The organism is Pseudomonas sp. TE21394 (assembly GCF_054057835.1).
In genome coordinates this window covers 4,977,272-4,997,434 of record NZ_JBSRZR010000001.1, presented here as the reverse complement: position 1 = coordinate 4,997,434, position 20,163 = coordinate 4,977,272, and the positions used below count along the sequence as shown (strand labels likewise).

The 20,163-nt window shown below is 64.4% G+C and carries 14 protein-coding genes; 8 read left to right on the top strand and 6 right to left on the bottom strand.

Features of this window, described 5'->3' with window-relative positions; genetic code table 11:
* Positions 1–347: 347 nt before the first annotated feature.
* The 6 genes from ACVWZT_RS22890 to ACVWZT_RS22865 form a co-directional block, all read right to left on the bottom strand.
* Positions 348–1,130, bottom strand: coding sequence for an amino acid ABC transporter ATP-binding protein (locus ACVWZT_RS22890; RefSeq protein ID WP_457471579.1), 783 nt, complete (start codon positions 1,128–1,130; stop codon positions 348–350).
* Between the two features lie 23 nt (positions 1,131–1,153).
* Positions 1,154–2,398: an NAD(P)/FAD-dependent oxidoreductase gene (locus ACVWZT_RS22885; RefSeq protein ID WP_457471577.1), complete on the bottom strand. Its 1,245-nt coding sequence runs from the start codon at positions 2,396–2,398 to the stop codon at positions 1,154–1,156.
* Between the two features lie 17 nt (positions 2,399–2,415).
* Complete coding sequence (locus tag ACVWZT_RS22880) at positions 2,416–3,126, bottom strand: ABC transporter permease (protein WP_296232036.1); 711 nt, start codon at positions 3,124–3,126, stop codon at positions 2,416–2,418.
* Positions 3,123–3,842, bottom strand: coding sequence for an ABC transporter permease (locus ACVWZT_RS22875; RefSeq protein WP_296232038.1), 720 nt, complete (start codon positions 3,840–3,842; stop codon positions 3,123–3,125). The genes ACVWZT_RS22880 and ACVWZT_RS22875 overlap by 4 nt, the downstream gene beginning before the upstream one ends.
* Before the next feature lie 169 nt (positions 3,843–4,011).
* Positions 4,012–4,764, bottom strand: coding sequence for a transporter substrate-binding domain-containing protein (locus ACVWZT_RS22870; protein ID WP_296232039.1), 753 nt, complete (start codon positions 4,762–4,764; stop codon positions 4,012–4,014).
* 21 nt (positions 4,765–4,785) lie between these two features.
* Positions 4,786–5,658: a MurR/RpiR family transcriptional regulator gene (locus ACVWZT_RS22865; RefSeq protein WP_457471574.1), complete on the bottom strand. Its 873-nt coding sequence runs from the start codon at positions 5,656–5,658 to the stop codon at positions 4,786–4,788.
* Between the two features lie 143 nt (positions 5,659–5,801).
* On the opposite strand from ACVWZT_RS22865, the gene ACVWZT_RS22860 reads away from it, so the two are divergent.
* The 8 genes from ACVWZT_RS22860 to ACVWZT_RS22825 all read left to right on the top strand — a co-directional run bounded on the left by ACVWZT_RS22860 (position 5,802) and on the right by ACVWZT_RS22825 (position 20,087).
* Positions 5,802–6,827 carry an Ldh family oxidoreductase gene (locus ACVWZT_RS22860; RefSeq protein ID WP_457471573.1) on the top strand — a complete coding sequence of 342 codons (1,026 nt, stop codon included), beginning with the start codon at positions 5,802–5,804 and terminating at the stop codon, positions 6,825–6,827.
* Positions 6,828–6,992: 165 nt separating this feature from the next.
* Entirely contained in the window at positions 6,993–8,189 is a 1,197-nt protein-coding gene (locus ACVWZT_RS22855) for an amino acid aminotransferase (RefSeq protein WP_457471571.1), read from the top strand.
* A 515-nt stretch (positions 8,190–8,704) separates the two neighbouring features.
* Positions 8,705–9,985 carry a serine/threonine transporter gene (locus ACVWZT_RS22850; protein ID WP_296232043.1) on the top strand — a complete coding sequence of 427 codons (1,281 nt, stop codon included), beginning with the start codon at positions 8,705–8,707 and terminating at the stop codon, positions 9,983–9,985.
* 339 nt (positions 9,986–10,324) lie between these two features.
* Positions 10,325–10,825, top strand: coding sequence for a thiol peroxidase (gene tpx, locus ACVWZT_RS22845; protein ID WP_296232045.1), 501 nt, complete (start codon positions 10,325–10,327; stop codon positions 10,823–10,825).
* A 265-nt stretch (positions 10,826–11,090) separates the two neighbouring features.
* On the top strand, positions 11,091–12,404 hold the full coding sequence (locus ACVWZT_RS22840) for an MdtA/MuxA family multidrug efflux RND transporter periplasmic adaptor subunit (protein WP_457471570.1): 1,314 nt from the start codon (positions 11,091–11,093) through the stop codon (positions 12,402–12,404).
* Positions 12,401–15,499, top strand: coding sequence for an MdtB/MuxB family multidrug efflux RND transporter permease subunit (locus tag ACVWZT_RS22835; protein ID WP_457471569.1), 3,099 nt, complete (start codon positions 12,401–12,403; stop codon positions 15,497–15,499). Before ACVWZT_RS22840 ends, ACVWZT_RS22835 begins: the two co-directional genes overlap by 4 nt.
* Positions 15,496–18,603: an efflux RND transporter permease subunit gene (locus tag ACVWZT_RS22830; protein WP_296232049.1), complete on the top strand. Its 3,108-nt coding sequence runs from the start codon at positions 15,496–15,498 to the stop codon at positions 18,601–18,603. Before ACVWZT_RS22835 ends, ACVWZT_RS22830 begins: the two co-directional genes overlap by 4 nt.
* A complete protein-coding gene (locus ACVWZT_RS22825) occupies positions 18,600–20,087 on the top strand; it encodes an efflux transporter outer membrane subunit (protein WP_457471567.1) in 1,488 nt (495 codons plus the stop codon). Before ACVWZT_RS22830 ends, ACVWZT_RS22825 begins: the two co-directional genes overlap by 4 nt.
* Positions 20,088–20,163 lie beyond the last annotated feature (76 nt).

Below are 20,163 nucleotides of genomic sequence, written 5' to 3'. Positions count from 1 at the left end.
TGCCGGCTCGTCAGAGGCGACGATTCCGGTCGGGGCTTGTAGATAGCTTGCCAGAGCCGTTCGATATGTCAAACGAGTGGAAGGGGCTCGAACATGGGGGATGCACCGTTTTTTGGGCGGTGAAACCGATGCAGGCCTGTTGCGGCGTGGGTTTGGTGGGGGGTATGGTCAATAATATTTAACGATGCAGTCGGGTCTTTGCAGCACTGCAATGAAGGTGGCACTGGGTGTGTGCCACCGCCCCATCGTCGGCCAGCCAGTTCCCACAGGTACGCAAGGCCTGAAGGCTGCAACTCCCCAGGGCTGGCTGGGCGGCGGTAGGGTAGCACCGGCATTCCTCGCTGCGCTCAGTGCAGTATCTGCGCCAGGAAGCCTTTGGCCCGGTCGGTACGCGGCTGGTTGAAGAACACCTGCGGCGGGCTGTCCTCGATGATCTGCCCGCCCTCAAGGAACAGCACCCGCTCGGCAACCTGCCGGGCAAAGCCCATTTCATGGGTGACACAGAGCATGGTCATACCGGTGCCGGCCAGTTGCACCAGCACATCCAGCACTTCGGCAACCATTTCCGGGTCCAGCGCCGAGGTGGGCTCGTCGAACAGCATGATGCGTGGCTTCATGCACAGCGCCCGGGCAATCGCCACACGTTGCTGCTGGCCACCGGACAGCTGGCTGGGGTACTTGTGCGCCTGGCTTTCGATACCCACCTTGCTCAGGTACATGCGCGCCCGCTCCTCGGCGTCCTTGCGCGACAACCCGCGCACGCTGGTGGGCGCCAGCAGGCAGTTGTCCAGCACGCTCATGTGCGGGAACAGGTTGAAGTGCTGAAACACCATGCCGATGTCGCTGCGCACACGTGTCGCTTCGCGAGTGGTGGCAGCCAGGTCGATGCCATCGACCTTGATGCTGCCCTGCTGGGCCACTTCCAGGCGGTTGATGCAACGGATCAGGGTCGACTTGCCCGAACCGGACGGCCCGCATAGCACGATGCGTTCGCCTTCGCGCACCTGCAGGTTGATATCGCGCAGTACATGGAACGCGCCGTAGTGCTTGTTGAGGTCCTCGATGCGGATCAGCACCGGGCGCGGGTCGGGTTCGGGGGCAAGGCTGGCAAGGCTCAGTGGTGCGGTCATCTTTGTTGTTCTCCCGCGTGGGTTCAGTCGAAACGGGTCGCGCTATAGGGCGCGGGGTCGGTGAAGGGGTGTTCGCCAGTGACCAGTTCGGCCACCAGGCGACCGCTGACCGGGCCCAGGGTGAGACCGTGGTGGGCATGGCCGAAGTTGAACCAGAGCCCTGGGTGGCGCGGGGCCGGGCCGATCACCGGGCGCATGTCCGGCAGGCATGGGCGGCGGCCCAGCCAGGGGGTGTCGTCCAGGCGCTCGCCGAGCGCCGGAAACAGCTTGCGGGCCAGGGCTTCGCAGCGGCCCAGCTGAATCTGGTTGCCCGGTGCGCTGCTGGCCGCGAACTCGATGCCGGTGGTCAGGCGCACGCCGCGGGCCATGGGCGCAAGCACGTAGCCACCCTGGGTATCGCAGATGGAGTGCTCCAGCTGCGCACCGTCGCGGATGCTGTAGTGCATGTGGTAACCACGCTTGATCGCCAGTGGGATCTCATAGCCCAGGCCGCTGAACAGGTCGGCGGACTGTGGGCCGAGGCAGGCCACCACTTCATCGGCGGTGATCGGGCCGCGGCGGCTGCCGACCTGCCATTGGCCGGCGACCTGGCGCAGGCTGCGTGCATCGCCATGCAGGAACTGCCCGCCGCGTTGCAGGAACAGGTTGGCGTAGCCACGGGTGAGGGCGCCAGGGTTGTTCACGGTCTTGGGGTCGAGCCAGTGGATACCGCCGACCACGGTAGCGTCCAGTTGCTGTTCGCGGGCCTGCAGTTGCCCGCATTCGAGGATTTCGAACTGCAGGCCATAGCGGCTCAGGCCTTTGGCGTCGGCCTTGGCCTGCGCGAACAACGCCGGGTCGCGGAACACTTCGATCCAGCCTTTGGCCTGCACCAGGCCTTCCAGGCCGGCGGCAGCGATCAGTGCATCGTGTTCCTCGACGCAACGCTGCACCAGCGGCAGCATGTCGGCGGCAGCCCCGGCCAGGCGGCCAGGGGCCGACTGACGCCAGTAACGCCACAGCCACGGTGCCGCCTTGGGCAGGTGCAGCAGGCTGTAACGCACATCGGGCTGGCGGTTCAGGCCATAGCGCAGCAGCGCGCCCAACTGCCGGGGGAAGGCGTAGGGGATGACACTGGAGCGCTCGATCAACCCGGCATTGCCGTGGCTGGTGCCGCTGCCCGGTTCGTCGCGGTCGATCAGGATCACCTGGCGCCCGCGGGCCTGCAGGTGCAGTGCGGTGCTGACGCCGACGATGCCGGCGCCGAGGACAAGGGTCTGGCAATGCATTGGAACGTATCCTTCGGTCAATTCAGGTGGCGGCCCAGGCGGGCTTCCAGGTGTTTCAACAGGCGCCGTACCAGTTCGACGATCAGCAGGTAGAGCACCGCGGCCCACAGGTAGATCTGGAAGTCGAAACTGCGCGAGAAGGCCAGCTTGGTCACGCCCATCAGGTCGTAGATGGTCACCAGCGAGGCGATCGCGCTGGCCTTGATCATCAGAATCAGTTCGTTGCCCAGCGGGCCGATGGCCACCAGTAGCGACTGCGGCAGGATCACCTTGAAGAAGGTGGTCGAGCGCTTCAGGTTCAGCGCCCGCGCTGCTTCATGCTGGCCAGGAGCCACGGCCATCAGGCTGCCGCGGAATATCTCGGCCTGGTAGGCGGCGGTGTTCAAGGTGAATGCCAGCAGTGTGCAGAACCACGCCTCGCGGAAGAACCACCACAGGCCGACGTCCTGCCAGAAACCTTTGAACGAGCCCAGGCCGTAGTACAGCAGGAACAGCTGGGCCAGCAGCGGCGAGCCGCGGAAGAAGTACACGTAGCCGGCCGCCATGCGTTGCAGCAACAGGCTGCGCGACATGCGCGCCAGGGCCAGCAGCAGGCCCAGCACCGCACCCAGGCTGAAGGAAATCGCCACCAGCTTGGCTGTCACCAGGAGGCCGTCGAGGAAGCGCGGGCCGTAGCGCTCCAGCAGGTTGGGGTCGATAACCAGCGCCAGCAGTTGTTCGAGGCTCATGCGCGTGCTCCTTGCAGGTGGCGGTTGCTGCGCCGTTCGATGCAGGCGAACACGCGTCCGGAGAGGGCGGCGAACAGCAGGTAGCCCAGGCAGGCGACGCCATAGAAGAACATCGGTTCCTTGGTCACGCTGACCGCCAGGTTGGTCTGGCGCATCAGGTCGACCAGCGAAATGGTGGACACCAGTGAAGTGTCCTTGAGCAGCGACAGCCAGTTGTTGGACAGGCCGGGCAGGGCGATGCGGGTCAGCTGCGGCAGCAGCACCTTGAAGAAGCCGGTGCGTTTGCTCAGGCCTAGCGCCGAACACGCTTCCCACTGGCCCTTGGGCAAGGTCTTGAAGGCTGCCAGCCAGATTTCGCTGGAAAACGCGGCGAATACCAGGCTGAAGGCGATCATCGCGGCGAGGAAGGTGTTGATCAAAAACTCGCCCGGATAGCCCATGGCCGCGAGGATCTTCTGCGCGGCGATCTGGCAGCCGTAATAGATGATCAGCAGCGTCAGCAGTTCGGGCAGGCCACGGAACACGGTGGAAAAGGTGGTGGCCCATAGCCGTGGCAAGCGCTTGCGCGAGCGTGCCGCGAGGGCCACGAGCAGGCCCAGCGGCAGGCCGATGGGCAAGCAGGCCAGGGCCAGGGACAGGGTAACCAGGGCGCCGGCCAGCAGCGCCTGGCCCCAGCCTCCGCTGGCGAAGGACAGCAAGGACAATTGATCGAGCATGACAAACCCCTAGGATGGGCAATGCGGACTCTTTGCAGGAGCGGCCTTGTGTCGCGAAAGGGCTGCGGAGCAGCCCCGGGAGCTATGCCGTGGCAGGGATTGCCGGGGCCGCCTTGCGGCCCTGTCGCGACGCAAGGCCGCTCCTACAGATTGCGCAGTTTCCTGAAGATCAGTTGTAGATGTCGAAAGCAAAGTACTTGCTGGCGATCTTCTGGTAGGTGCCGTTGGCCACGATCTGTTGCAGCGCGGTGTTCAGGCGCTGGCGCAAGGCTTCGTCGTCCTTGCGCACGGCAATCGCGGCGTCAGCCTTGGTGTTGGCCACATCGCCGAGGATCTTGCAGCAGTCGCCGCCGTTCCTGGTCATCCACTCCTGCAGCGGAAACTTGTCGGCAATCACGCCGTCCAGGCGGCCGGCAGCGAGGTCGGCGTTGGCTTCGTCCATGGTCGGGTACAGCTTCACGTCGGCGCCCGCCCTGGCATAGACGTCTTCGGCGTAGATGGCCTGGGTCGACGACGACTGCGCGCCGACGGTATAGCCGTCGAAGTTGGTCTGGGCGTCGCTGATCTTGCTGTCCTTGGCCACGGCGACGGTCAGCGGTGTGCGGTAGTAATGGTCGGTGAAGGCGATCTTCCTGCGCCGCTCCTCAGTGTTGATCATCGAGGCCACCACCGCGTCGTACTTGCGTGCCATCAGGGCGGGGATGATGCCTTCCCAGTCCTGTGCCACCAGGGTGCATTCGACTTTCATCTGCTCGCACAGGGCGTGGGTGATGTCGACATCGAAGCCGTGCAGCTGGTTATCGGCGTCGACATAGTTGAAGGGCGGGTAGGCACCCTCGGTGGCGAAGCGCAGGGTTTCGGCACTGGCGGCACCCGACAGCAGCAGGGCGCACGCACCCACCAAGGCCATGGTCTTGTTCATCTCGCACCTCTTGCACTCTTGCTATTGTTGTTTTCCCGTCGACCACGAGGTGTAGCCGACGAACTCGTTATGTAGAGCGGCAGTTGCTTCCAAGCGTCTTTCAACATCCGGCCCGAGCTTCTTGCAGACCTCGTTGACCATCAGGTGTACCCACGACAGCATGGCCGAGGTGGACTCCCAGAACAGGTTGAACTCGGTGGGGATACGGAACACCTCGTCGGCGTTGGCATCGGCCCAGTCACAGAAGGTGTCGGTGACCAAGGTGACCGCAATGCCAGCCTCGCGCGCCTTCTGGCACAACAGCAGGGCGTGGCGGGAATAACGGCGCGCCTCGAACACCAGCAGGGCGCTGTCTTCGACGCGGCCCAGCAACACGTCGCCAAAGTGCCCGGCGCCGAGATCGACCAGTTGCACGCCATCACGCAGGTACTGCAGCAGATGGCTCATGCACATGGCGATGCCGCGTTCGGTCTGGAAACCGGCGATGAACACCCGCGGCTTGCTTGCCAGGCGTTGCCCAACGGTGTGCCAGGCGCTGCTCTGGCGATACTCGTGCACACGCACCAGGGCGGCGATTTCCAGCTCCAGGCTGCCGACGTTGTCGCTCGCGTCCTGGTTCTGGCGGTAATCTTGCAAGCGGTCACCCACCAACCACGGGCCATCGCCCAGGTCGTTCTGCAGGTCTTGCTTGAGCGCCTTGAGGTGGGCATAACCCAGCGAGCGGCAGAAGCGGCCTACGCTGGATTCGCTGACGCCCAGCTTCGCCGCAATACTGGCCGAGGTCTGAAATGGCAGCTCATGCAGGTTGGCAAGCATGTAGGTGGCGATCTTGCGGCCCGAAGCAGCGGCCCCTTCGAGGCTGTGTTCCAGACGTTGCTTGATCATTTGGCTCATGCTGCGGCTCCATGGGTGAGGCTTGCGAAAGAAAATGAATGTTTTCTGTCATCAAGTCAACAATTGACAGATAGCTGTCACATGCAGGAAAGTTTTTGTCGTTGCAACGCTGTAGCCATTCCAATTCCAACAAGGAGCTTCAGATGTCCGCACCTTCCCCCAGCACCGTCGTGCGTGTGCCTTTCACCGAGCTCCAGTGCCTCTTGCAGGCCATTTTCCAGCGCCACGGCTGCAGCGATGGCGTCGCCAGCGTGCTGGCCCACAATTGCGCCAGCGCCCAGCGCGATGGTGCCCACAGCCATGGTGTGTTCCGCATGCCCGGCTACGTTTCGACCCTGGCCAGCGGCTGGGTCGATGGCCAGGCCACGCCGCAGGTCAGCGATGTCGCGGCTGGCTACGTGCGTGTCGATGCCGCAGGCGGCTTTGCCCAGCCGGCGCTGGCGGCGGCCCGTGACTTGCTGGTGGCCAAGGCGCGCAACGCTGGTATCGCCGTGCTGGCGATTCACAACTCGCACCACTTCGCCGCGCTGTGGCCAGACGTGGAACCCTTCGCTGACGAAGGCCTGGTGGCGTTGAGCGTGGTCAACAGCATGACCTGCGTGGTGCCGCATGGCGCGCGCAAGCCGCTGTTCGGCACCAACCCCATCGCCTTCGCCGCGCCCTGCGCCGAACATGACCCGATCGTCTTCGACATGGCCACCAGCGCCATGGCCCACGGCGACGTACAGATCGCCGCGCGCGCCGGCCAGCAGTTGCCTGAAGGCATGGGCGTGGATGCCAATGGCGAGCCGACCACCGACCCCCAGGCGATCCTGGAGGGCGGCGCCTTGCTGCCGTTTGGCGGGCACAAGGGCTCGGCACTGTCGATGATGGTCGAGTTGCTGGCGGCGGCTCTGACCGGCGGGCATTTCTCCTGGGAGTTCGACTGGTCGGGGCACCCCGGCGCGAAGACGCCATGGACCGGCCAGCTGATCATCGTCATCGACCCGAGCAAGGCCGAGGGCGAGCGCTTTGCCCAGCGCAGCCGCGAACTGGTGGAGCAGATGCAGGCGGCCGGGCTGAGCCGTATGCCAGGTGAACGGCGTTATCGGGAGCGGGAAGTGGCCGAGGAGGAGGGCGTGGCGCTGACCGAGCAGGAGCTGCAGGGCCTCAAGGCGCTGCTTGGCTGAACCGCCATCTTCGCGGGCAGGCCTGCGAAGAATTCAGCCGCCCGATTCGCAGCCATGCATTGTTGCATGGACAACCTTGCACAATAGTTGATGTTCCTGGCCTCGCTCTGCGGGTATGCTCAGGGCTGACTTTCCGTACTGTCCTGATCCAAGGAGCTGCACGCTGTGTTCAAACATGTCGATGCCTATGCCGGCGACCCGATCCTCTCGCTGATGGAAACCTTCAAGGCCGACCCGCGCGCCGACAAGGTCAACCTGAGTATCGGCCTGTACTACGATGAGGCCGGCGTGGTGCCGCAACTGGCGGCTGTGGATGCGGTGGAAAAACGCATCGCCGGCCAGGACCACGAAGCTTCGCTGTACCTGCCGATGGAAGGCCTGGCCAGCTATCGCCAGGCAATCCAGGCGCTGCTGTTCGGGGCCGATCACCCGGCCGTGACCTCTGGCCGGGTGGCCACCGTGCAGACCGTGGGCGGTTCCGGCGCGCTGAAAGTCGGTGCCGACTTCCTCAAGCGTTACTTCCCGCAATCGGAGGTCTGGGTCAGCAATCCGACCTGGGACAACCACCGCGCCATCTTCGAAGGCGCCGGTTTCAAGGTGCACACCTACCCGTACTTCGACCAGGCCACCCGTGGCGTGGACTTCGATGGCATGCTGACGACCTTGCAGGCGTTGCCGGCCAACAGCGTGGTGCTGCTGCACCCGTGCTGTCACAACCCGACTGGTGCCGACCTGAACCAGAACCAGTGGCAGCAAGTGGTCGAAGTGGTCAAGGCGCGCCAGCTGATACCGTTCCTCGACATCGCCTACCAGGGCTTCGCCGAAGGCCTGGTAGAAGACGCCTACGCCATCCGTGAAATGGCCCGCGCCGGCGTGCCGTGCCTGGTCAGCAACTCGTTCTCGAAAATTTTCTCGCTGTATGGCGAGCGCGTCGGTGGCCTGTCGGTGGTCTGCGACGACGAGGCCACCGCCCAGAGCGTGCTGGGCCAGCTCAAGGCCACTGTGCGCCGCAACTACTCCAGCCCGCCCAACTTCGGTGCCCAGCTGGTCGCGGGTGTGCTCGGCGATGCCGGCCTGAATGCCCAGTGGGCGGCCGAAGTCGAAGTGATGCGCAAGCGGATCCTCGACATGCGCCAGGCGCTGGTCGATGCCCTGGCCGTGCTGTTGCCAGGCCAGGACTTCCAGTTCTTCCTGCGTCAGCGCGGCATGTTCAGCTACACCGGCTTCAGCGTCGAGCAGGTACGCCGCCTGCGCGACGAGTTCGGCGTGTACCTGATCGACAGCGGCCGGGTGTGCATGTCCGGCCTGCGCCCGGCGAACCTGCAACGGGTTGCCGAAGCGTTCGCTGCGGTGCAGAAGTAAGACCGGCAGGGGCCTGAGCGGCCCCTCCTGTGGGAGCTGGCCTTTGTGTGAGCAACTGTCTTGCTCAAATGTCCAAAGCTGGCGTTATTCCTGTGGGAGCGGGCTTGCCCAGCGAACACGGGCGAAGCCTGTGCCATCCACCGCGTCGCCTGCTTCGCGGGTAAACCCGCTCCCACATTGATCACGCGGAACTCTGCATCTGCGTTGGATCCTCGCGTCTTGGCAGGTCATCCCGCCACGTGTGCCCGTTCTGAGCACTATTTGATGGCGAAGCTGGGGCGCTGCGCACACCTTTCGCGACGCACGGCCGCTCCCACAGGACGCTCCTTCAGCTTTGCTTCAGCCTGCAGGCACAACCCGCTTGTAAAGACAAGTGCAACCGTCCCTCGGATAGGGCTTCGCAAGTGCACCCTTTCCGTGCACAATCGCGCCCCTCTTTTCCGGTTGAGTTGGGCGGAACGTCTATTTCGCCATTCTCAGCCTGTTGCAGTCTTGCGAGTGGAGCTTCACCCGGAATGAATGAGCAGGCCCCAAGCGTTGAACAACGCTTTGCAGAATCGACCCCCGCCACCCTTGGCAGCTGGTCGCGTCACGACACCACCTGGATGCTGGGCCTGTTCGGCACAGCCATCGGCGCCGGAACCCTGTTCCTGCCGATCAACGCGGGCCTTGGCGGTTTCTGGCCGCTGCTGATCCTGGCCGCGCTGGCTTTCCCGATGACCTACTTTGCCCACCGTGGGCTGACCCGCTTCGTTCTCTCGGGGCGCGATGACGGCGACATCACCGAGGTGGTGAAGGAGCACTTCGGTGCATCCGCCGGCGCCGCGATCACCGTGCTGTACTTCTTCGCGATATTCCCGATCCTGCTGATCTACAGCGTGGCGTTGACCAACACCGTGGCCAGCTTTCTCGAGCACCAGCTGCACATCGAGCCGCCACCGCGGGCCATCCTGTCGTTCGTGCTGATCCTCGGCCTGCTGGCAATCGTGCGCTGCGGCGAGCAGGCCACCGTCAAGGTCATGAGCCTGCTGGTCTACCCGTTCATCGTTGCCCTGGCGCTGCTGGGCCTGTATCTGGTCCCGCACTGGACCGGCGGCATCCTCGACAGCGCCCACCAGGTGCCACAGGCGTCGGCGTTCCTGCATACCCTGTGGCTGGCGATTCCGGTGATGGTGTTCTCCTTCAACCACTCGCCGATCATTTCGGCCTTTGCCGTCGACCAGAAACGCCGCTACGGCGCGCACGCCGATGAACGCAGCGGCCAGATCCTGCGTCGTGCCCACCTGCTGATGGTGCTGATGGTGCTGTTCTTCGTGTTCAGCTGCGTGCTCACCCTGAGCAGCGCCCAGCTGGCCGAAGCCAAGGCCCAGAACCTGTCGATCCTGTCGTACCTGGCCAACCACTTCAGCAACCCGACCATTGCCTTTGCCGCGCCGCTGATCGCCTTCGTGGCCATCGCCAAGTCGTTCCTCGGCCATTACATCGGCGCCAGCGAAGGCCTCAAGGGCATTATCGCCAAGACCGGCGCGCGCCCGGGTGCCAAGGCCCTGGACCGCATGGTTGCCGCGCTGATGCTGGTGGTGTGCTGGATCGTTGCCACCCTCAACCCGAGCATCCTCGGCATGATCGAGTCGCTGGGCGGGCCTATCCTCGCAGTGCTGCTGTTCCTGATGCCGATGTACGCCATTCGCCGCGTACCGTCGATGCGCAAATACAGCGGCGCGGCGTCCAATGTGTTCGTCGTGGTGGTCGGCCTGGTTGCGCTGAGCTCGGTGGTGTACAGCCTGATGAGCTGATGCACTTCTTGCGATAAAGCATGCCCGGGGTGTTTGTCGCTCCCCGGGCATTTTTTTGCAGCCTGATCCAGATTTCAGCAATGTATTGCTTGTGGTTCCTGAAGTTCCAGCAGACAAGGGCGACTTGTTACTTCGGTACTTGTCAGGGATAGCTCAACTTGTAACAGGCTCGTATTCGCAGCCCGGAATGGGGCTTGGCTGCTGACTCGACGCCGGGCATCTGTATGTTGTCCACATAAAAACCTGGCAATAGAACAATTTCACTTGCCCCATAGGCACCTGATCGCCTTCATGCTTAACTCAGTGTCCTTTTCCAAACCCCCGCATAAGGAATTCGTCATGGCTCAAGTGACTCTCAAAGGCAACCCGGTCCAGGTCAACGGCAAGCTGCCGCAGCCAGGCGCGCAGGCTCCGGCTTTCACCCTGGTCGGTGAAGGCCTGGCCGACAAGTCACTGCAGGACTACGCCGGCAAGCGCAAGGTGCTGAACATTTTCCCAAGCGTCGATACCCCGACCTGCGCCACCTCCGTGCGCAAGTTCAACGCCCAGGCCAACAATCTGGGCAACACCGTGGTGCTGTGCATCTCCGCCGACCTGCCGTTCGCCCAGGCACGCTTCTGCGGTGCCGAAGGCCTGGACAACGTGAAGAACCTGTCGACCCTGCGTGGCCGCGAGTTCCTCGACAACTACGGCGTCGCCATCGCCGACGGCCCGCTGGCCGGTCTGGCTGCGCGCGCGGTGGTGGTGCTGGACGAAAACGACAAGGTGCTGCACAGCGAGCTGGTTGGCGAAATCGCCGACGAGCCGAACTACGATGCGGCGCTGGCTGCACTGAAGTAAGGGTTGTGTCAGGGCGGTGCGGGCATTTATAGCCTGTACTGGCCCTTTCGCGGGCGTGGGCTACGGAATCCTCGGGCCCGCACCGCTCCAGGCAACACCCTGTAAATGGCCCGGAACGCGTTCCGGGCCGTTTTCATTTAAAGTTCAGGGTCTTGGCAACGTCAGGCAAAGGTAAACCTCTGGTAAAGGCCCTTTGCTAAAGCGATGTCAGTGCTTATCGTTTCATCCTCCCAGGTCGTCATTCCGGACAAGGTTCGTTCAACCCATGCAAGTGCCCAATTTCCGTTCCCCCCGTCGCTGGCTCGTCGGCCTGCTGATCCTCCTGCTGGTGGCTGCACTGGCCTGGTGGCTGTGGCCTGCCCCGACGCCGGCACACAAGGAAGCCGGTGGCGGGCGCGGCGGCAAGGGCGCGGGCATGGGCATGATGGGCGGCCGCCCGGGCTTCGGCGGCTCCAGCGACCCGGTACCGGTGCGTGTCGAGCCAGTGCGGGTGGGCGACTTTCCGCTGTACTACAAGGCCCTGGGCACGGTCACCGCGACCAACACCGTGAACGTGCGCAGCCGCGTGGCCGGCGAGCTGGTGAAGATCCACTTCAAGGAAGGCCAGCAGGTCAAGGCCGGCGACCTGCTCGCCGAGATCGACCCGCGCCCCTATCGCATCGCCCTGCAACAGGCCGAAGGCACCCTGGCGCAGAACCAGGCTCAGCTGAAGAACGCCCAGGTCGACCTGGCCCGTTACAAGGGCCTGTACGCCGAAGACAGCATCGCCAAGCAAACCCTCGACACCGCCGAGGCGCAGGTCGCGCAATTCCAGGGGTTGGTCAAGACCAACCAGGCGCAGGTCAACGACGCCCGGCTGAACCTCGAATTCACCCAGATCCGTGCGCCGATCAACGGCCGTGTGGGTTTGCGCCAGCTCGACCTGGGCAACCTGGTCGCGGCCAACGACACCACCGCACTGGTAGTGATCACCCAGACCGAACCGATCAGCGTTGCCTTCACCCTGCCGGAAACCGAGCTGAACACTGTGCTGGAGCGCTATCGTAGTGGTGCCAGCCTGCCGGTCGAAGCCTGGGACCGCAGCGACAGCAAGCTGCAGGCCAGCGGCGTGCTGGGCAGCATCGACAACCAGATCGACACCACCACCGGTACCCTCAAGTTCAAGGGCCGCTTCGAGAACAAGGACCTCGCCCTGTTCCCCAACCAGTTCGTCAACGTGCGCCTGCTGGCCGACACCCTCAGGCAGGTGACCATGGCCCCGACAGCGGCGATCCAGTTCGGCAATGATGGCACCTTCGCCTACGTGGTCAACGAGCAGAACACGGTGAACGTGCGCAAGCTCAAGGTGGGCGCCAGCGACGGCGAGCGCAGCGTCATCCTCGACGGCCTCAAGGCCGGCGAGCGCCTGGTACTGGAAGGTACCGACCGCCTGCGCGAAGGCAGCAAGGTGGAAGTGGTCGACGACAGCTCGCAAGTGCCGACCACACCCGGCCAGCACCTGCAGGGGCAAGAGGCCAAGGGCTCGGCTCACGCCGGTGAAACACAGCCCGGTAAAACAGCAGGCAAGGCGGGCGCATGAACCTCTCGCGCCTGTTCATCCTGCGGCCGGTCGCCACCACGCTGAGCATGCTGGCCATCGTCCTGGCCGGCCTGATCGCCTACAAGCTGCTGCCGGTTTCCGCCTTGCCGCAGGTCGATTACCCGACCATCCGGGTCATGACCCTGTATCCCGGCGCCAGCCCGCAGGTCATGACCAGTGCCGTTACCGCACCACTGGAGCGCCAGTTCGGGCAGATGCCGGGCCTGGAACAGATGGCTTCGACCAGCTCCGGCGGCGCCTCGGTGCTGACCCTGCGCTTCAACCTCGACATGAACATGGACGTTGCCGAGCAGCAGGTGCAGGCCGCGATCAATGCCGCCAGCAACCTGCTGCCCAGCGACCTGCCGGCGCCGCCGGTGTACAACAAGGTCAACCCGGCCGACACCCCGGTACTGACCTTGGCCATATCCAGCAAGACCATGCCGCTGCCCAAACTCAACGACCTGGTCGACACCCGTGTGGCGCAGAAGCTCGCGCAAATCAGTGGCGTGGGCATGGTCAGCATCGCCGGTGGCCAACGCCAGGCAGTGCGGATCAAGGTCAACGTCGATGCGCTGGCCGCCAACGGCCTGAACCTGGAGGACGTGCGCACCCTGATCGGCGCCTCCAACGTCAACCAGCCCAAGGGCAACTTCGACGGGCCGACCCGCGTCTCGATGCTCGACGCCAACGACCAGCTGCGCTCTCCCGAGGAATACGCCAACCTGATCCTGGCCTACAACAACGGGGCACCGCTGCGCCTGAAGGACGTCGCCGAAATCGTCGACGGCGCGGAAAACGAGCGCCTGGCCGCCTGGGCCAACGACAACCACGCGGTGCTGCTGAATATCCAGCGCCAACCGGGCGCCAACGTCATCGAGGTGGTTGACCGCATCAAGAACCTGTTGCCGTCGATCACCGACAACCTGCCGGCCGGCCTCGATGTCTCGGTGCTGACCGACCGCACGCAGACCATCCGTGCCGCGGTCAAGGACGTGCAGCACGAACTGCTGATCGCCATCGCCCTGGTGGTGATGGTCACCTTCGTCTTCCTGCGCCGCTTCAGTGCCACCATCATTCCGTCGATTGCCGTACCGTTGTCGCTGATCGGCACCTTCGGCGTCATGTACCTGGCCGGTTTCTCGGTCAACAACCTGACGCTGATGGCCCTGACCATAGCCACCGGCTTCGTGGTCGACGACGCCATCGTCATGCTGGAGAACATCTCCCGGCACATCGAGGAGGGCGAGACGCCCCTGCAGGCGGCGCTCAAGGGCGCGCGCCAGATCGGCTTCACCCTGGTTTCGCTGACTTTCTCGCTGATTGCGGTACTGATCCCACTGTTGTTCATGGCTGATGTGGTTGGCCGCCTGTTCCGTGAGTTCGCCATCACCCTGGCAGTGGCCATCCTGATTTCCCTGGTGGTGTCGCTGACCCTCACTCCGATGATGTGCGCGCGCTTGCTCAAGCGTGAGCCCGAGCCTGAAGCGCAGGGCCGTTTCTACCGCGCCAGTGGCGCCTGGATCGACTGGCTGATCAGGCATTACGGCAATGCCCTGCAGTGGGTCCTCAAGCACCAGCCGCTGACCCTGCTGGTCGCCGTGGCCAGCCTGGCGCTGACCGTGTTCCTGTACATGGTGGTGCCCAAAGGGTTCTTCCCGGTGCAGGATACCGGGGTGATCCAGGGCATTTCCGAAGCGCCGCAGGCCACCTCGTTCGCCGCCATGAGCGAGCGCCAGCAAGCCTTGAGCAAGGTGATCCTGCAGGACCCGGCAGTGCAGAGCCTGTCGTCCTACATAGGTGTCGATGGCGACAACGCCACGCTCAACAGCGGCCGCCTGCTGATCAACCTCAAGCCGCATGGCGAGCGTGATGTCAGCGCCAGCGAGGTGATCAGCCGCCTGCAGCCGCAACTCGACCGCCTGGTGGGCATCCGCCTGTTCATGCAGCCGGTGCAGGACCTGAGCATCGAAGATCGGGTCAGCCGCACCCAGTACCAGTTCAGCCTGTCCTCGCCGGATGCCGACCTGCTGGCGCAGTGGAGCGGCAAACTGGTGCAGGCGCTGCAGCAACGCCCGGAGCTGGCCGACGTGGCCAGCGACCTGCAGGACAAGGGCCTGCAGGTGTACCTGGTGATTGACCGCGATATGGCCAGCCGACTGGGCATCAGCGTGTCGCAGATCACCAACGCCCTGTATGACGCGTTCGGCCAGCGGCAGATCTCCACCATCTACACCCAGGCCAGCCAGTACCGCGTGGTGCTGCAGTCGAAAGACGCGGCGGTCATCGGCCCGCAGGCGCTGGAGTCGGTCCATGTCAAGGCCAGCGATGGCGGCCAGGTGCGGCTGTCGGCCCTGGCGCGCATCGAGCAGCGCCAGGCGCAGTTGGCGATTTCCCACATTGGCCAGTTCCCGGCGGTGACCCTGTCGTTCAACCTGGCCCACGGCGCGTCGCTGGGCGAGGCGGTGCAGGTGATCGAGCAGGTGCAACAGGACATCGGCATGCCGCTGGGCGTACAAACCCGCTTCCAGGGCGCCGCCGAGGCTTTCCAGGCGTCGCTGTCGAGCACCCTGCTGCTGATTCTGGCGGCGGTGGTGACCATGTACATCGTGCTCGGCGTGCTGTACGAAAGCTACATCCACCCGGTGACCATCCTGTCCACCCTGCCTTCGGCAGCGGTTGGGGCCTTGCTGGCCTTGCTCATCAGCGGCAATGACCTGGGCATGATCGCCATCATCGGCATCATTCTGCTGATCGGCATCGTCAAGAAGAACGCGATCATGATGATCGACTTTGCCCTCGAGGCCGAGCGCCACCAGGGCATGAGCCCGCGCGATGCCATCTACCAGGCGGCACTGTTGCGCTTCCGGCCGATCCTGATGACCACCCTGGCCGCGCTGTTCGGCGCCGTGCCACTGATGCTCGCTACCGGCTCCGGCGCCGAGCTGCGCCAGCCGCTGGGCCTGGTGATGGTCGGCGGGTTGCTGGTCAGCCAGGTGCTGACGCTGTTCACCACGCCGGTGATCTACCTGTATTTCGACCGCCTGGCCCGGCGCTGGCGCCCGGCCACTGACGCCAGGCAGGCCGAGGCATGAACCTGTCCGGCCCGTTCATCCGTCGCCCGGTGGCGACCATGCTGCTGAGCCTGGCGATCATGCTGCTGGGTGGGGTCAGCTTCGGCCTGCTGCCGGTGGCACCGCTGCCGCAGATGGACTTCCCGGTGATCGTGGTGACGGCCAACCTGCCCGGCGCCAGCCCCGAGGTCATGGCCTCGACCGTGGCCACGCCGCTGGAACGCAAGCTGGGCAGCATCGCTGGCGTGACCACCTTGACCAGCAGCTCCAACCAGGGCTCCACCCGGGTGATCATCGGTTTCGAGATCGGCCGGGACATCGACGGGGCGGCGCGCGAGGTGCAGGCCGCGATCAACGCTACCCGCAACCTGTTGCCCAGCGGTATGCGCAGCATGCCCACCTACAAGAAGGTCAACCCCTCGCAGGCGCCGATCATGGTGCTGTCGCTGACCTCCGAGGTACTGCAGAAAGGCCAGCTGTATGACCTGGCCGACACCATCCTGGCACAAAGCCTGGCCCAGGTGCCGGGGGTAGGGGAGGTGCAGATCGGCGGCAGCTCGTTGCCGGCTGTGCGTATCGCCGTCGAGCCGCAATTGCTCAACCAGTACGGCCTGTCGCTGGACGAGGTGCGCACGGCGGTGGCCAACGCCAACCAACGCCGGCCCATGGGCTTTGTCGAGGATGCCGGGCGTAACTGGCAGGTGCGGGCCAACGACCAGCTGGAAAGCGCCACTGACTACGAGCCGGTGGTGATCCGCCAGCAAAACGGTACCATCCTGCGCCTGTCCGACGTGGCGACCATTACCGATGGTGTCGAGAACCGCTACAACAGCGGTTTCTTCAATGACCAGAGTGCCGTCCTGCTGGTGGTCAACCGCCAGAGCGGCGCCAACATCATCGAGACAGTGGAACAGATCAAGGCGCAACTGCCGGCCTTGCAGTCGTTGTTACCGGCCAGCGTGCAACTGGACGTGGCCATGGACCGCTCGCCGGTGATCAAGGCCACCCTGAAGGAGGCCGAGCATACCCTGCTGATCGCGGTGGTGCTGGTGATCCTGGTGGTCTACCTGTTCCTGGGCAGCCTGCGCGCCTCGCTGATCCCCAGCCTGGCAGTGCCGGTGTCGCTGGTGGGCACCTTCGCGGTCATGTACCTGTGTGGCTTCTCGCTCAACAACCTGTCGCTGATGGCGCTGATCCTGGCCACCGGTCTGGTGGTGGACGATGCCATCGTGGTGCTGGAAAACATTTCCCGGCATATCGAGGATGGCCAGCCGCCGTTGAAGGCGGCCTATCTCGGTGCCAGGGAGGTGGGCTTCACCTTGCTGTCGATGAACGTGTCCCTGGTGGCGGTGTTCGTGTCCATCCTGTTCATGGGCGGCATCGTGCGCAACCTGTTCCAGGAGTTCTCGGTCACCCTGGCGGCGGCGATCATCGTGTCGCTGGTGGTTTCGCTGACCCTCACGCCGATGCTGTGTGCCCGCTGGCTGAAACCGCACCGGGCCGAGCAGACCCGCCTGCAGCGCTGGAGCGACAAGCTGCACCGGAACATGGTCGATGCCTATGATCGCAGTCTGGGCTGGGCCTTGCGGCACAAGCGCCTGACCCTGGTCAGCCTGCTGGCGACCATCGCCATCAACATCGCCCTGTACGTGGTGGTCCCCAAGACACTGATGCCGCAGCAGGACACTGGCCAGCTGATGGGCTTCATCCGTGGCGATGACGGTTTGTCGTTCAGCGTGATGCAACCGAAGATGGAAATCTACCGCCGTGCCCTGCTGGCCGACCCAGCGGTGCAGAGCGTTGCCGGCTTCATCGGCGGCAACAGCGGCACCAACAACGCCTTCGTGCTGGTGCGCCTGAAGCCGATTCACGAGCGCAAGCTCGATGCGCAGAAGGTGATCGAACGTCTGCGCAAAGAGATGCCCAAGGTGCCAGGCGGGCGCCTGTTCCTGATGGCCGACCAGGATCTGCAACTGGGCGGCGGTGGCCGTGACCAGACCTCGTCGCAGTACCTGTACACCCTGCAGAGTGGCGACCTGGCGGCGTTGCGCGAGTGGTTCCCGAAAGTGGTCGCAGCACTGCGTGCGCTGCCGCAGCTGACGGCCATTGATGCCCGCGACGGGGCCGGGACCCAGCAGGTGACCCTGGTGGTCGACCGTGACCAGGCCAAGCGCCTGGGGATCGACATGGACATGGTCACCACGGTGCTGAACAACGCCTACAGCCAACGGCAGATCTCCACCATCTACGACAGCCTCAACCAGTACCAGGTGGTACTGGAGATCAACCCGAAATACGCCTGGGACCCGAGTACGCTGGAGCAGGTGCAGGTAATCACCGCCGATGGTGCCCGCGTTCCGTTGTCGACCATCGCCCATTACGAGAACAGCCTGGCCAACGACCGGGTCAGCCACGAAGGGCAATTCGCCGCCGAGAGCATCGCCTTCGACATCGCCGAAGGCTACAGCCCCGACCAGGCCATGGCGGCGCTGGAGCGCGCGGTGGCCAAGCTGGGCCTGCCGGAGGAAGTGATTGCCAGGCTCGGTGGTAGTGCCGACGCCTTTGCCAAGACCCAGCAAGGCCAGCCGCTGATGATCCTTGGCGCGCTGGTGCTGGTGTACCTGGTATTGGGCATCCTCTATGAGAGCTATATCCACCCGTTGACCATTCTGTCGACGTTACCCTCGGCCGGCGTTGGCGCCTTGCTGGCGTTATACCTCACTGGAGGCGAGTTCAGCCTGATCTCGTTGCTCGGGTTGTTTCTGCTGATCGGCGTGGTGAAGAAAAACGCCATCCTGATGATCGACCTGGCCTTGCAACTGGAGCGTCATCAGGGCCTGTCACCGGAGGAGTCGATCCGCCGTGCCTGCCTGCTGCGCCTGCGACCGATCCTGATGACCACCCTGGCGGCCATTCTCGGCGCCTTGCCGCTGCTGCTGAGCCGCGCCGAAGGTGCGGAAATGCGCCAGCCGCTGGGCCTGACCATCATCGGAGGGCTGGTGTTCAGCCAGGTCCTCACCCTTTACACGACGCCGGTGGTGTACCTGTACCTGGACCGCCTGAGGCACCGTTTCAACCGTTGGCGCGGCGTGCGCACCGACGCCGCCCTGGATACCCCGCTATGAATTTTGCCCAGACCCCGCTTCACCGAACCCTGCAGGTGCTGGCCCGTGCGCGTGGCTCACGCCTGCTCGGTGCCGGGTTGTGCTTAGCCTTGCTCAGTGCCTGTACCCTGAGCCCGGACTATCATCGCCCTGAGACGAGTGCCACGGCGCAATTCAAACACGCCGCAGGCTGGACCCAGGCCACGCCGTCCGATGCCATCGCCCGCGGGGCCTGGTGGGAAATCTACGGCGATGCCGGGCTCAATGCGCTGGTCGAGGAACTGAACCGCAGCAACCAGACCGTGGCACAATCCGAAGCCCAGTATCGTCAGGCCCAGGCGCTGGTGCGCAGCAGCCGCGCGGCCCTGTTCCCCAGCCTCGACCTGAGTGTCGGCAAGAACCGCTCGGCCCAGGGCACCGGCAGCTCCAGTTCCAGCCTGTCCAACAACAGCAGCGGTATTCGCAACACCTACAATGCCCAGCTCGGCGTCAGCTGGGAAATCGACCTGTGGGGCAAGCTGCGCGAAACCCTCGATGCCAACCAGGCCAGTGCCGAAGCGAGCTTGGCCGACCTGGCCGCGATCCGCCTCAGCCAGCAGTCGGAACTGGTGCAGAACTACCTGCAATTGCGGGTGATCGACGAGCAGAAGCGCCTGCTGGAAGCCACCGTGGCGGCCTATGAGCGTTCGCTGCGGATGACCCAGAACCAGTACCGCGCGGGCGTTGCCGGCCCGGATGCGGTGGCCCAGGCGCGTACCCAGCTGAAAACCACTCAGGCCGACCTGATCGACCTGGCCTGGCAGCGTGCGCAATTCGAGAACGCCATTGCCGTGTTGCTGGGCAAGGCGCCGGCCGAGTTTGCCCTGGCCGACAGCAAGAGCATACCGGCGCTGCCGCAGATACCGGTGTCCCTGCCTTCGCAGTTGCTCGAGCGGCGCCCGGACATTGCCGCCGCCGAACGCAATGTGATGGCTGCCAACGCCAACATCGGCGTGGCACGTGCGGCGTATTTCCCGGACCTCAGCCTGAGCATGAGCGGCGGCTATTCCAGCAGCAGTTTCAACAACTGGATCGAGCTGCCCAACCGCTACTGGTCGGTGGGCCCGCAGCTGGCGCTGACCCTGTTCGACGCCGGCAAGCGCAGCGCCGAAGTGGACCGTACCGTGGCGGTGTATGACCAGACTGTGGCGCAGTACCGCCAGACCGTGCTCGACGGCTTCAAGGAAGTGGAGAACCTGCTGGTGCAGTTGAAGGTGTATGGCGATGAGGCAGTGGTGCGCCAGGAAGCGCTGGATGCTGCGCGCGAGTCGCTGCGCCTGACCGAGAACCAGTATCGCGCGGGGCTGATCGGCTACCTCGATGTGGTCAATGTGCAGACCACCGCGCTGAGCAACGAGCGCAGTGTGTTGAACCTGCTGCAAGGGCGCCTGGTGGCCAGCGTGCAGTTGGTTGCCGCGCTGGGCGGTGGCTGGGATGCCGAGCAGGAATTCGCCGGGCGAGACTGACCTGCCTGGCGCTTGCAAGGCACAAAAAACCCCGTGCGTTTCACCTAAGCTTGAGTACAATCGTCAGCTTTTTCCG